Here is a 13,281-nt window from a genome sequence, read left to right on the forward strand (position 1 = left end):
TTATATAGCTATCAAATAATAACAGCTCCATCTATTTATATAGAGATAATTTTTTATTACAAATAAAACAATGGCAAGATTACGTTGCCATTGTTTTTAAAATGTTACCGTTCTACTGGAAAATGTTTTAAGTCCATTGCGATTTCTGTGTTTGTAAACAGCGATTGTGCTTCTTTTAATAAATCCTTATAAGTGTCTCCTTGATAACGAGAACTAATATGGGTTAAAATTAACCGTTTCACATTGGCTTGCAATGCAATACGAGCTGCCTGTTCTGTTGTAGAATGAAAATAATCATGTGCTTGTCCTTCATCTTCTGCTGCAAATGTCGCTTCGTGCACAAGTACATCTGCATCTTGTGCTAGCTGGCGACTGGCTTCGCAATAACGTGTGTCTCCTAAAATCGTAATAATTCTTCCTTTTTGAGGTGGACCGATAAAGTCGTTCCCGTGTAAAACTCTTCCATCATCTAACTCAACTGTCTCACCATCTTTTAAACGTTTAAAGACTGGACCTGGCTTCACACCTTCTTCTAACAGCTTCTCAACAAGAAGGTGTCCTTGTATATCTTTCTCAACAATTCGATATCCAAAACATTCAATCCCATGTGATAATCGCTTCGTTTCTACAGAAAATTGAGTGTCTTCAAAAACAATGCCTTCCTCTGTAATTTCAACAATTTCAAGTGGATATTTAACATGCGTTGTACTCACTGATAATGCTACTTCAATGAATTGCTTAATCCCTTGTGGGCCGTATACTGTTAATGGAGTTGTTCCTCCTTGAAAGGAACGACTTCCTAATAAACCAGGTAAACCAAAAATATGATCACCATGTAAATGTGTAATAAAAATTTTTTCAATGCGACGCGGGCGCACAGATGTATGTAAAATTTGATGTTGCGTTGCTTCACCACAGTCAAATAGCCACGTTTCACCTCGTTCTTCTAACAACTGCAAAGCAATTGCCGAGACATTCCTTCCTTTTGAAGGGACGCCTGCACCAGTTCCTAAAAATACAAATTCCACTTTCTTTCCTCCAGCTCTTTATATAATCTATCTTTCATCTTACGGAATGTTATTTCAAATGGCAAATGAATTTCCACGAACTACTCATCTAGACGACTATATTACACGAATATTAACGACAAAAAAATAGCAATCGTTCGTGTTTTGTAGTAAAATAATTGTATTATAAATAAAGGGAGCGTTTAACTATGAAAGAAGTATTTCGTTTACAAACTGATTTTTTATCTTCATTTGATCGCTGGGTAAGTTCTTTCGTTTCTGATCACCCAGCGCAACTAGAGTGGACGACTTTAAAAGAGTTAATCCATGAATACACAACATTGCATACAAATCAAACGTTACCGGAATATATCTCTTCCTCTATCACATATTATGCACAACGTATTTCAACAACAAACAATTCAGAGATTGTGATTTACGAATATCCTTCTATCTCATAATCTATAAAAATAAAGAAGCATCGAAAATCGATGCTTTTTTGTTTTTATAAATATACAAATCTCGTTACTTTAACATATATTCTTTCGTTATATCATAGAACGATACCACATTATCCTCTCGCCCATTTACAAACCGTTTATATACTTTATCAATAGGGAACACTTTCCACTCTCCTACTTGCAAATGTAAAACTTCTTTACCATTAAAAACTTTTCCTTGAATCCACTCTGCCTCTTGTGCTATATGCCTTTTTAGAACTTCACCTAAATAACTTCCCCAAATTAAAGTCATCGTATAAATTTGATTTTCTGTCGGTATCTCTTCTTCATTTCCGCTTGCTTCCTTATCACGCAAATCATTCGCATAATAATCTAAAATTTCTTCCAACTCTTTAATGTTTTCCTCGGAATAATTAAAAGTTTTGTCAAAAGCTTTCGCATATTCAATGGCCTTATTACAAAGATTTTGTATTCTATGAACGAGATTATGTTGATTCATACTCTGCTTCCTCCCAAGCTAATTTGATAAAAATTATATCATCTCATTTTCACTACGCATAATAAACATCTAAATGGTCATTTTAAGAACGTAACATCATGAAGGAGGTATAACATTGAAAAAAATAAAAGTATTTTCAATCTTGTCTATGGCAATTATTTCGCTATTTGGATGTGCGGGGAATCAAAATGATAAAGCACTGAACAATCGAGATAACAACGATGTACGAAATGTTAGATACGAAGGTAACAACGCTGATGTAAGAAGAGTTAGAAATGATACGAATGGTATCAATAATAATCAAACACGATTAGAAGTAGCCGATAAAGCAGCTGACCGAATTGTTGAACTAGAAGAAGTTGAACGTGCGAATGTTATTGTGACAAATAGAAACGCCTATGTTGCCGTTGTTTTACGTAACGGAGATAACCTAACAAATCAATTAGAAAATAAAATCGCAGATCAAGTAAGAGCAACAGATGCAGATATTCGAAACGTCTTTGTATCCGCCAACCCCGATTTTGTAAACCGAATGAGAGATTATACAGAAAAAGTGAATAAGGACGAACCAGTAGAAGGATTATTTGAAGAATTTAACGAGGCAGTTCGGAGAGTTTTTCCTAACGCTCGATAAAAAATCCTGACTTCATTCCAAAAGGATTTGAAGTGAAGAAGCACTTATTCGAATTATCGAAAAACTAACGAAAGTATTGAGTAAAGGTGTTGATTCCAACGAAAAGGTATCTATTCAAGCAACTCAACCACCTTAATCGAAAAAGTAGTAAGTCGAATGCTTTTAGAATCTGGGGGTACCTCTGCTGGATGGAAAACTTCACTAGACTTAGAAGCGGGCTAAACATAAAAAGTGTCATGGATACTGAATTACCATGACACTTTTTACATAAATTTATTCTGCAACTTTTGCTGAAATGATTTCTCCTGCTTTCGAAACAGCTGACTTCCTTTTTGTAAAACAGGAGTACCATATTTATCATTAATCTGGTCAATGACAGCTAATAGTGGCTCTTCTTTCGCATCTTCTTCAAATGAAAATAAATCTAGTTGTTTAATTGATTCTGTCTTCCATTCTAGTTCCGTAGCTGTAACACCAAGCAACCGAATCGGATCGCCATCCCAATGATGCTTCCATAAACGTGAAGCAGCTTGAAAGATATCACGTTCTTCCCAAATTGCATTTTTCAATTGTTTACTCCGCGTTATTGTACGCCGATCATGATATTTAATCATAACTTGAATATTATAGGTGACAAGGGTCCGCTTTTGTAGCCTTTTACTAACTGATTTCGATAAGCGCTCTAACATATCGAGCAATTCCTTCTCTTCATCCATATCTTTTGAAAATGTTGCCGAATTTCCAATACTTTTGTGTTGTCCCATTTGATTTGGAACGACTTCTCTTTCGTCCATACCTTTTGCCCGTTTTTGTAAATCTACGCCATGCTTCCCTATTTTAGCACGAATTACATGCTCCTCTCCATTTGCTAACTGCCCAATTGTATGTATATGAATTTCTTTTAATTTTCCTGCTGTTTTCTGACCAATTCCATGCATCGCTTCAACAGGACGTGGCCAAAGTAATTCCTGAATATCTCGTTTCCGAAACACGGTAATACCGAGTGGCTTTTTCATATCTGACGCAGTCTTCGCGAGAAAAAGATTAGGAGCTATTCCAATGCTGCATGGCAGCTGTAATTCTGTTAATAATGCTTGCTGAATCATCTTAGCAATCTCAAGAGGCGAACCTAATCCATAACAATCTGTTATATCCAAATAACCTTCATCTATAGAAACCGGCTGTATCTTTTCAGTAAATCGTGACAGAATTTGAAACATCTCGAATGATGCCTCTCGATATAATTTAAAATTCGGATGCTTCACAATTAATTCTGGGCATAACCGTTTTGCTTCCCAAAGTGGCATTGTTGTTCGTACTCCGTGTTCCCTTGCTTCATAACTGCATGTTACAATGATTCCTTTTCGCTCTTTTTCATTTCCTGCAATTGCTAATGGCTTTCCTTTTAAGGACGGATCATGTGCAATTTCAACCGATGCAAAAAAACAATTCATATCAACATGCAAGATAACACGCCCATTTTTTGGATACATTTCTCTCAAACTTCTCACCTCCAAAAGAACATTTGTTCTTCGTTTCATTATATCAAATTCAATAAAAACAGTGGAGCTTTTCAATTACAAAAACCATGTTCTTTCCTATCATATTTTTGATATACTTATATTAACGATGGATAATTTTGTAAAAGGATTGGTGATTATGAAAAACCATAGTAAACTCAATTACACATTCCTCGTTATTATATTAATCATTGCTATTAATTATTTGTTACTTCCAATTTTTAATATTAATATTACCTTTGCACTTCTCCCTCACGTAGTGCGCGTCGCCACAACATATATACTCCCATGGATTTTTTTATATTGGCTCATTCGCCTTGTGAAAGCAATTGAATCTAAATAAAAAAGAACGTGTAAACCCATTATAGTTTACACGTTCTTTTTTATATAACTTACAATTATTTCGCTACTTCTTCAATAATTGCCACAACTAGTTCAGCTGTTTTGGCTAATTCTTCAACAGGAATCTTCTCATTTGTTGTATGAATTTCTTCATAACCGACTGCTAAGTTTACTGTTGGAATACCATGTCCAGCAATTACGTTTGCGTCACTTCCGCCACCACTTTGGTGAAGAGAAGGCGTACGACCAATTTTCTCAGCAGCACGTTTTGCAACTTCTACAACATGATCACCATCAGCAAATTTAAATCCCGGGTACATAACTTTTACTTCAACATCTGCTTGACCGCCCATTTCTTTTGCAGTTGTTTCAAATGCTTCTTTCATTTTTGCAACTTGTTCTTGCATTTTTTCATTTACTAAAGAACGAGCCTCCGCAAAGATTTGTACATGGTCACAAACGATATTTGTTTGTGTACCACCTTCGAAACGACCGATATTTGCAGTTGTTTCAGAATCAATACGACCAAGTGGCATTTTTGCAATTGCTTTTGCTGCGATTGTAATTGCAGATATACCTTTTTCAGGTGCTACACCAGCGTGAGCTGTTTTTCCGCGAATAATCGCATTTACTTTTGCTTGTGTTGGTGCTGCAACTACAATTTCGCCCACTTTTCCATCGCTATCTAATGCATAACCATATTTTGCTGTAATACGTTCACGGTCTAATGCTTTCGCACCAACAAGACCTGATTCTTCGCCAACTGTAATAATAAATTCAATTTTCCCATGAGGGATATTTTTTTCTTTTAAAACGCGGATTGCTTCAAACATAGATGCTAATCCAGCTTTATCGTCTGATCCTAAAATTGTAGTACCATCTGATACGATATAACCATCTTTAATAGAAGGTTTAATTCCTTTACCAGGAACTACTGTATCCATATGAGAAGTGAAATAAATTGTCTCTACTCCTTCTTTCGTTGCTGGTAAAGTACAAATTAAGTTACCTGCTCCATGTCCAGTTACACCCATTGTGTCATCTTCAAATACTTCAACACCTAAAGCAGTAAATTTCTCTGTTAACACTTTACAAATTTCTGCTTCATATTTTGTTTCAGAATCTACTTGAACAAGTTCCATAAATTCATTTACTAAACGTTCTTGATTAATCATGAAAATGCGCCTCCTGCATTGCATTATGTATGTAACATTGTTAATTATAACAGAATTTCGCAAAAGTTTCGAAAGACAAGATAAAAAACAGATAGTTCACACATCTAGATAACCATCTGCTTTCTTCTACTCATTTAAAAGGACCCAGCGCATATGATCTTCCCAAATCCCATTCACCATTAACATTTTCCGGGACACCCCTTCATATTGAAATCCAATCTTCGTTACAACTTGAATAGATGCTAAATTACGAGGCATAATTGGAGCTTCAATGCGGTGTAAGTGAAATTCTTGAAAAGCGACATCAATTGCTTTTCTAAGCGCTTCTGTCGTATATCCTTTATTCAATTCATCTTTATCTAATTTGTAACCTAAAACGCAAGATTGATAAATACCCCTCACGATTAAATTGAAAGAAATACACCCAATAATATTCTTATTATCGCCTTTCTTAAAAATCCATAATCGAATAATTTTCCCTTCCTTAAACTCTTTTCTATCTTTTTGCAATCGTTTCTTTTGATAGTCCAGTGTAAAAAAATCATCTGGTCGATATTCTTCCCACGCCTTTAAAAACTCACGATTTTTGTCGTAATATTGAAGAACTTGCTCTGCATACGACTCGTCAATTTCTCTTAATTGCAAACGCTCTGTTTCATATATTTTCATCATCGTATCTCCATTCTTCATCTTGCAAAACTTTTTAAAAAGGCACCGAAAAAACTTGTGTCCATCCTTTTATATTCTCTATGTATTTTGAGTTTTCCTGTTATATTTTATATACACTTCTCGAATTTTGTCCTTACCCTCCCCTTGTCCATACTTTCGTTTCTCGTTACAATAAAGTTGTAATGATTGCAAGGAGGCACAGTATGAATAAAAAAGCACAAAAAGTTGTGATATACGTTATGCTAATTTCAATGCTTGTAACAACATTGCTTGCTGGAGCAAGTATGTTTTGGTAAAAAAGACGACGTGCTCGTCTTTTTTTTCCTACGTACATATATAAACAGGCTGTTTATTCTCCTGAATAGAAAATAAACAGCCTGCTCAATCACATTCATTTTAATGAATGATATGTATTTTATTTTATTATTAGTACAATCGCTACGATACTAAATGAAAAAGCCATCACAAGGGCCATCACAAAGCTAGTATAATGTTTCTGCTGAAACGCTCCTATAACAAAGGTTACATTCAGAAGTGCCATGAATACAATTGATATGAGAAAAGAACATATATTAAAAGTTGCCAATATGAAGGTAACAACGAATAGAAAACCAATACAAAATTGCATATAAGAAAGCCTTGCATTCAAATACATACAAGCAACTCCTTTTCCTATTATCTTTGTATATTCTCATTAACGCATGGTTATGTACACATGTCAAGACAACTTAGAAGAAAAGAAAAAGCCAACTTATAGGTTGACCTTTTCATAAGCAATAGCCCCTTTTTCTTTTGCAAGTTGCTGGAACGTTTTTTTTGATTTCACAATCGACACCTTTGTTCCAATCGGAATGCGATCAAATAAATATTCCACATCTTGTTTTTTCATCCGAATACACCCTTGCGAAATATATTTTCCAATTGAGCTTGGCTGATTTGTGCCGTGAATACCATATTTGCTTCCATCCGTACCTCGCGCGTTAAACCCAATCCATCTAGATCCAAGAGGATTTTTTGGTGATCCACCAGGGATATTCTTCGCAATATAGTAAGGATTTTTTGCTTTCATTACAACATCAAATGTCCCCTCTGGCGTTAATGCGTTTGTTTTTCCTGTCGCTACAGGAAAGACTTTTTGGATTTTACCATCATTAATGTAAGCAAGCTTGTTCGTCTGCTTATTTACAATAATAAATGGATCTCCAGCGCGCGGGTTATCTCCAAGAGGCCAAATCGGTGAAAGAGAAAAACATAATAGCAAGGATAGAAAATACGACATAATCCATTCCTTTCCTCTTTATATATAAATCCATTTTGATTTTTCGACATATTAGCTACGGCTATGAAAACAAAAACAATTATCCACTTATTTCCTCTTTTTGTTTTCACACTGCATGGGGCTAAAACAGGCACTGACCGCTTCTATGCATGGCCGGATGCTCTCACCCACCTAAAAAGAATGGTTTAATGTTGTTTTTTAAATTTGGATTTATATAAGTTCTTTCACATTATCCTTCCCTTTAAAACGACTTTTAATGAGTAAATATTGCTCCATTTCATAAACAAGTTGAACAAGCTTCGCACGCATTTCAAATTCTTCACGTGTTTCAGGAAGAGGCATTTCTCTAAAAATCTCTCGCATTTCTTGTAATTGTCTAAGTGAAATGAGACCGGTACTTTCAGGACGAATCGAATTCCCCACGTTTTCAATCACTTCCGCAATCATACCTGCCTGCTCATACGACCACGATAGTGAAGCTGCGAGGGGCATAATCCGCTCTAAAATTTCAAATTGTTGCATACGCATATCAAAATATCGATAATAATAATCATCTTCTCGCATAAATTGATTTTCAAGTTTTTTGAAAGATAACTCTTTTGCTTGCTTCAAAATGTCCTCTGTTTCAATTAATTCTTTTCCAGACCATGTACTATTCCGATTTCGTAAATATGCAGCCATCTCAAATAAAATCGTTTTAAAATTCCATTCTACTTTTTCCTGATATCCTTTTAATTTCTTTTCCGCACTTGGCATATACATATTTACCAATAAAGCTACGCTAATTCCAATTGTTAAAATCGCAATTTCATTCCCAATCGCTGACCACGTAACATGTTTTAATGAATATAAATGCATAACAATAACGGAACTTGTTACAATTCCTTCTTGAATTTTAAACATAACAGCTGTCGGGATAAAAGTAAGAAGTAACAAACTAATCGCAAGGGGTGTATAACCGATTGTTTCAAAAATACAAAACGAGAATACCATGGATAATACACAAGCTAAAAATCGGTGCAAAGAAACTTGAAGTGATTTTCGTTTCGTATTTTGCACACATAAAATAACTAAGATCCCTGCAGAACTATAAAATTCTAACCCAAAAAGCTGCGCAATAAAAACCGCTGCCCCTGTTCCAACTGCTGTTTTCACTGTACGGTATCCAATTCTAAACATATCATTGCTCCTATATGTATAAACGTATTTACAGTAAGTATAAAAAAAGGATGACATGCTGTCATCCTTTTCACCTTATTATTCACGTAACTTTTACAGGTTACAATATTTTTTGTAAAAATTCTTGTGCCCGTTCGCTCGTTGGAGCTGTAAAAAACTGCTCTGGGTTCGTGTCTTCAACTAATTTTCCACCGTCTAAGAAAAGTACACGATCAGCTACTTCTTTCGCAAATCCCATCTCATGTGTCACAATCGCCATTGTCATTCCAGTAGTCGCTAAAGATATCATAACTTCTAATACTTCTTTTACCATCTCTGGATCAAGTGCAGAAGTTGGCTCATCAAATAACATAACTTCCGGCTCCATTGCTAAAGCTCTAGCAATGGCTACACGCTGCTTTTGTCCTCCTGAAAGACGATTTGGATATGCATCCTTTTTATCTAGCAGTCCTACTTTTTCAAGTAGTTCTTTCGCTTTTTTCTCTGCTTCTTGTTTTGCTACCCCTTTTACATTTACTGGCGCATACATAATATTTTCTAATACTGTCATATGTGGGAATAAGTGAAAATGTTGAAACACCATCCCAACATTTTCACGAACGTTCATAATATTTGTTTTCGGATTGGTCACTTCATCATTCCCAATCCAAATATGACCACTTGTAGGTGTTTCTAGCACGTTCATACAACGTAAAAATGTTGATTTTCCGGACCCAGACGGGCCAACAATCGCAACAACCTCACCCTTTTCGATTGTTGTCGTAATTCCTTTTAATACTTCATTTTGTCCAAATGATTTATGAAGGTTTTCAATTTTAATCACTTTTCTTCATTCTCCCTTCAATTGCTTTCCCGACAAATGTAAGAATAATTACTAAAATATAGTAAACAAGTCCAACAAATAGTAGTGGTTCAAGATATTTAAACGTTTCACCGCCTACAATATAGGCGCGGCGCATTAAATCAGTCGCACCAATTACTGTCACTACTGCCGATTCTTTCGTAAGTGTTGCAAATTCATTTACAAGCGCTGGTAATATATTTTTTAATGCTTGTGGCAAAATAATATTTCTCATCATTTTTCCATATGGAACACCTAATGCCATCGCAGCTTCTGTCTGTCCTTTATCAACTGCTTGAATCCCTGCACGAATTACCTCTGACATATATGCACCCGAATTTAAACTAAATGCAAGTACCGCTGCTAAAAAGGCTGGTATATCATATCCAATCATTTGCGGAACACCGAAATAAATAATCATTAATTGTAAGACGAGCGGTGTACCACGAAATATCGATGTATATAAATCAGCAGCGATATTTAAAACTCTTACTCTAGCAATTTTGCAAAGCGCTAATAACGTTCCTAATATAAAACCAACTAAAGCAGATACTGCTACAATTTTCAGTGTAACTTCTAGGCCCTTTAATATATATGGTATCGACGGAGTAATTGCCGAAAAATCTAGGTTCATCTTTTGTCATTCCTCTCACGGAAAATAGAAAGGCAGCTTATTTCTCGCTGCCAAACCATTTCTTCACTAATTTGTCCATCTCGCCATTCTCTTGCATTTTTTTAATTACTTTATTAAATTCCTCTGTTTTATCACTATTTTTCGGAAGAGCAATCGCTGCTCCTACTTCTTCTGGAGCTTCCTTGATTTCAACTCCTTGTAAATCTTTCATTTTGTCTAAATAATTTTTAGCAACTGTATCTTCTAATATAGCAGCATCAAAACGTCCAGCCTGAATTTCTTGAACGATTTCTGGTATACGGTCACGACCCTCCGCTTGGAAGTCTACTTGTTTTTTGAAATCCTCTGCTTTTTCTTCTTGAATAGAACCTGTTTGTACCCCTACTTTTTTATCTTTTAAATCTTGTAATGATTTAATATCAGAATCCTTTTTCGAAACGATCATATTTTTAGCAACAAAATAAATATCTGTAAAATCCGCATTCTTCTTCCGGTCTGGAGTTGGTGTCATACCTGCCATAACAAAATCAACTTTTCCTGAGCTAAGTGATGCTAATAATCCTCCAAAATCCATATCTTTTATTTTCACTTCATAACCAAGTTCTTTACCAATATACTTTGCAATATCTACATCGAAACCGATAATTTCATCACTCTTTGAAGCTTCCACATATTCATAAGGTTTATAGTCTGCTGAAGTACCCATAACAAGTACTTTCTTATTAGTATTCGCTTCTTTTGTTTCTCCCTTACTACAAGCACTAAACATGCTTACGATTAAAATTAGTGCAAATGAAATCGATAATAACTTCTTCATGTTTCTTCCCCCTAATAATGTATATTCAAAAGTTTTATAGAATTTTTATTCGATGTCTGTATTGTATCAGCGTTTTTATTTTTATGCAATAATTAAAATAAAAATAAATTAAATTCTCTTCTAAATCCATATTCAACAAATTTTAAATGTATAAAACATTGCATAATATATGTTTTTTATGTATATTCTCTTTCATGATATGCAACTAAGAATAAAGAAATTCAAATTCTATTAATCATTAAAGTGAGATTTTTCTACATATCCTTTCAATAATGTGAAGCTTCTAACAAAAGGGAGATTCATCTACTACCTCTCTTCCTCGTTTCCCTCTAAATCAGCAAGATACAAAAAAAAACGGTACAAACACATCAGTGTCTGTACCGTTTTTTTTGTTCTATTAAACCTCTTCACAATTCTCTTCAAAATACGATTGTAATTTTGCAATAACTTGCATCGGATCGTGTCCTTCAATTTCGTGGCGTTCAACCATCGTTACAATTTTTCCATCTTTTAACAATGCAAAAGACGGAGAAGATGGTGGATATCCTTCAAAATATTCACGTGCATGCGCTGTTGCCTCTTTGTCCTGCCCTGCAAATACTGTCACAAGGTGATCTGGACGTTTATCATAATGTACAGAATGCGCAGCAGCAGGACGAGCAATACCACCTGCACAACCACATACTGAGTTTACCATTACAAGTGTTGTACCATCTTTCTTGAATGCTTCCTCCACTGCTTCTGGTGTTGTTAATTCTGTATAACCGGCAGCTACGATTTCCTCACGTGCTTGACGAACAACGTCATTCATAAAAAAGTTAAAGTTAATCAAGGGTTTCCCTCCTCTAGATCTATCTATTTGTATCTTACCAGTATCCGTTTCAGAAATACAAGTAAACTTACTTGCATAAGAGAAAACACGTCTTAGAGCAAATTCTAAGACGTGTTTTCTTAATGACCACGATGTTTTTTCTTTGCTTTTTGCACTTTTATAAAACGTTTTCTCCTCTTTTCTGCTTCACGTTGTTCCTTAGATTGCACTCGTTTTTCTTGTTTATGCAATTCATAAGATAAACTAATTGCTTCTTGAGCTTTCGTAAAACACTTTGTATGCATTTCTTTTGCTGATTCTCTTATAATACGTTTTATACTTTTCGGACGTTTTTTCTCTTTCACTTGAATACCACATCTGGCAAAGTTATTAAAATATGTTAGCATCGTATTATTTACAAATAAAAGTATCTCTTCGTCCGATGGCTCAGCACCAAAAATATACTTTGCTGCGTATAAAATCCCTTTATGTGTATTCTCAATCATTCCTACAAAAAACTGACCATCATGATATACTGTCAATTCCATCGACAGCCCCTCCTTAGAAAAAAATTAGAAATACTGGACATCCCGGAGGGGAAGGTTACTGACATACTAGTATGCGTCTGGACTACCAACCAGAACTGTGTTTTTGTATTTCTATAGCTATTATATAGTATTTCTACTTTCTTTTTCTATCTTCACATAGGCTTCAATCATTTTTTTATGTGATCCCACAATATAATCAGGAAGCTCTGTTACCGGAAAAAACTTAAGTTCGACTGCTTCTTCCTTATTTATAGACAAAGCACCTTCATACTCGTTTGTATAATATGCTGTCGTCACCGCTTGAAATTCATCACCATTTGCTAATTTCATAAAATAGTTAGCACCTGAAAATACATTTATAAGTCGCAAATTCTTCACATAAATTCCTGCCTCTTCATATACTTCACGGCAAGCTGTTTCTTCTGGTGATTCTCCAAGTTCCATTAAACCGCCAAGTAACCCCCATTTTCCGTACGGTTCTGTTCGTTGTTGTAATAAAACATGTCCATCTTCATTCAATACGAGAACAACAGCACCAACTAAAATTAAAGGGCGATGACCAACTATTTTTCGTAACTCTTCTACATATCCCATCGAAACAAACCCTTCTTTTTTTATTTCGTTGTCCACACTATTGTATCATATGCAAGAAATGGTAAAATGCTTTTATTATTTACTTTTTTTAAATATATTCATTTTGGAATTTTTATATAAATCCGTTTTGATTTTTCAACATATACGTCGCTGCTATGAAAAACAAAAGGTGATCTGCTCTCGTTTTCTATTTTTGGTTTCATTCGGTATGGAGCAGGAAAAGGGTCTGATCGTTTCTATACGTGGCCGGATGCTCTCTCACCTAAAAAGA

The 13,281-nt window shown here is 35.0% G+C and carries 18 protein-coding genes and 1 pseudogene; 5 read left to right on the forward strand and 14 right to left on the reverse strand.

Annotated features, from left to right (window positions below; genetic code table 11):
- Nucleotides 1-104: 104 nt before the first annotated feature.
- Nucleotides 105-1,028 carry a ribonuclease Z gene (gene rnz, locus J4P91_RS05100; protein ID WP_017150948.1) on the reverse strand — a complete coding sequence of 308 codons (924 nt, stop codon included), beginning with the start codon at nt 1,026-1,028 and terminating at the stop codon, nt 105-107.
- 188 nt (nt 1,029-1,216) lie between these two features.
- Between rnz and J4P91_RS05105 the strand changes: the two genes are divergently transcribed.
- Complete coding sequence (locus tag J4P91_RS05105) at nt 1,217-1,468, forward strand: DUF3932 family protein (RefSeq protein WP_207993133.1); 252 nt, start codon at nt 1,217-1,219, stop codon at nt 1,466-1,468.
- A gap of 64 nt (nt 1,469-1,532) precedes the next feature.
- Here J4P91_RS05105 and J4P91_RS05110 read toward each other — a convergent pair whose 3' ends face one another.
- Entirely contained in the window at nt 1,533-1,967 is a 435-nt protein-coding gene (locus J4P91_RS05110) for a hypothetical protein (protein WP_207993134.1), read from the reverse strand.
- A 115-nt stretch (nt 1,968-2,082) separates the two neighbouring features.
- Between J4P91_RS05110 and J4P91_RS05115 the strand changes: the two genes are divergently transcribed.
- Complete coding sequence (locus tag J4P91_RS05115) at nt 2,083-2,601, forward strand: YhcN/YlaJ family sporulation lipoprotein (protein WP_207993135.1); 519 nt, start codon at nt 2,083-2,085, stop codon at nt 2,599-2,601.
- A 64-nt stretch (nt 2,602-2,665) separates the two neighbouring features.
- A pseudogene (locus tag J4P91_RS28750) lies at nt 2,666-2,823 on the forward strand (MgtC/SapB family protein); the annotation flags it as partial.
- A gap of 41 nt (nt 2,824-2,864) precedes the next feature.
- Here the strand turns inward: J4P91_RS28750 and J4P91_RS05120 are convergent.
- Nucleotides 2,865-4,103 (reverse strand): DNA polymerase IV, encoded by a 1,239-nt coding sequence (locus tag J4P91_RS05120; protein WP_207993136.1) that lies wholly within the window; start codon nt 4,101-4,103, stop codon nt 2,865-2,867.
- Nucleotides 4,104-4,260: 157 nt separating this feature from the next.
- On the opposite strand from J4P91_RS05120, the gene J4P91_RS05125 reads away from it, so the two are divergent.
- The gene (locus J4P91_RS05125) at nt 4,261-4,464 is read left to right on the forward strand and encodes a hypothetical protein (RefSeq protein ID WP_207993137.1); all 204 of its coding nucleotides are present in this window, start codon (nt 4,261-4,263) and stop codon (nt 4,462-4,464) included.
- Between the two features lie 55 nt (nt 4,465-4,519).
- Here J4P91_RS05125 and J4P91_RS05130 read toward each other — a convergent pair whose 3' ends face one another.
- Nucleotides 4,520-5,638: a tripeptidase T gene (locus J4P91_RS05130; RefSeq protein WP_017150943.1), complete on the reverse strand. Its 1,119-nt coding sequence runs from the start codon at nt 5,636-5,638 to the stop codon at nt 4,520-4,522.
- 126 nt (nt 5,639-5,764) lie between these two features.
- Complete coding sequence (locus J4P91_RS05135; RefSeq protein ID WP_026049154.1) at nt 5,765-6,310, reverse strand: GNAT family N-acetyltransferase; 546 nt, start codon at nt 6,308-6,310, stop codon at nt 5,765-5,767.
- A 200-nt stretch (nt 6,311-6,510) separates the two neighbouring features.
- On the opposite strand from J4P91_RS05135, the gene prli42 reads away from it, so the two are divergent.
- Nucleotides 6,511-6,603, forward strand: a complete 93-nt coding sequence (gene prli42 / locus J4P91_RS05140) for a stressosome-associated protein Prli42 (RefSeq protein ID WP_153019474.1) — start codon at nt 6,511-6,513, stop codon at nt 6,601-6,603.
- Nucleotides 6,604-6,722: 119 nt separating this feature from the next.
- On the opposite strand, the gene J4P91_RS05145 is transcribed toward prli42, so the two are convergent.
- The 9 genes from J4P91_RS05145 to J4P91_RS05185 all read right to left on the reverse strand — a co-directional run bounded on the left by J4P91_RS05145 (nt 6,723) and on the right by J4P91_RS05185 (nt 13,010).
- Nucleotides 6,723-6,962: a DUF3894 domain-containing protein gene (locus J4P91_RS05145; protein ID WP_207993138.1), complete on the reverse strand. Its 240-nt coding sequence runs from the start codon at nt 6,960-6,962 to the stop codon at nt 6,723-6,725.
- Between the two features lie 96 nt (nt 6,963-7,058).
- Nucleotides 7,059-7,586 carry a L,D-transpeptidase gene (locus tag J4P91_RS05150; protein ID WP_207993139.1) on the reverse strand — a complete coding sequence of 176 codons (528 nt, stop codon included), beginning with the start codon at nt 7,584-7,586 and terminating at the stop codon, nt 7,059-7,061.
- 210 nt (nt 7,587-7,796) lie between these two features.
- A complete protein-coding gene (locus J4P91_RS05155) occupies nt 7,797-8,765 on the reverse strand; it encodes an aromatic acid exporter family protein (protein WP_207993140.1) in 969 nt (322 codons plus the stop codon).
- A 100-nt stretch (nt 8,766-8,865) separates the two neighbouring features.
- Nucleotides 8,866-9,588 carry an amino acid ABC transporter ATP-binding protein gene (locus J4P91_RS05160; protein ID WP_207993141.1) on the reverse strand — a complete coding sequence of 241 codons (723 nt, stop codon included), beginning with the start codon at nt 9,586-9,588 and terminating at the stop codon, nt 8,866-8,868.
- On the reverse strand, nt 9,581-10,240 hold the full coding sequence (locus tag J4P91_RS05165) for an amino acid ABC transporter permease (RefSeq protein ID WP_207993142.1): 660 nt from the start codon (nt 10,238-10,240) through the stop codon (nt 9,581-9,583). The genes J4P91_RS05160 and J4P91_RS05165 overlap by 8 nt, the downstream gene beginning before the upstream one ends.
- 37 nt (nt 10,241-10,277) lie before the next feature.
- Nucleotides 10,278-11,057, reverse strand: coding sequence for a transporter substrate-binding domain-containing protein (locus J4P91_RS05170; protein WP_207993143.1), 780 nt, complete (start codon nt 11,055-11,057; stop codon nt 10,278-10,280).
- A 397-nt stretch (nt 11,058-11,454) separates the two neighbouring features.
- Complete coding sequence (locus J4P91_RS05175; RefSeq protein WP_207993162.1) at nt 11,455-11,868, reverse strand: BrxA/BrxB family bacilliredoxin; 414 nt, start codon at nt 11,866-11,868, stop codon at nt 11,455-11,457.
- Nucleotides 11,869-12,008: 140 nt separating this feature from the next.
- Nucleotides 12,009-12,416 carry a YjdF family protein gene (locus J4P91_RS05180; RefSeq protein ID WP_207993144.1) on the reverse strand — a complete coding sequence of 136 codons (408 nt, stop codon included), beginning with the start codon at nt 12,414-12,416 and terminating at the stop codon, nt 12,009-12,011.
- A 120-nt stretch (nt 12,417-12,536) separates the two neighbouring features.
- Nucleotides 12,537-13,010 (reverse strand): NUDIX hydrolase, encoded by a 474-nt coding sequence (locus J4P91_RS05185; protein ID WP_243763726.1) that lies wholly within the window; start codon nt 13,008-13,010, stop codon nt 12,537-12,539.
- Nucleotides 13,011-13,281: the final 271 nt, after the last annotated feature.

This window comes from Bacillus sp. XF8, assembly GCF_017498755.1.
Lineage (GTDB): Bacteria > Bacillota > Bacilli > Bacillales > Bacillaceae_G > Bacillus_A > Bacillus_A bingmayongensis.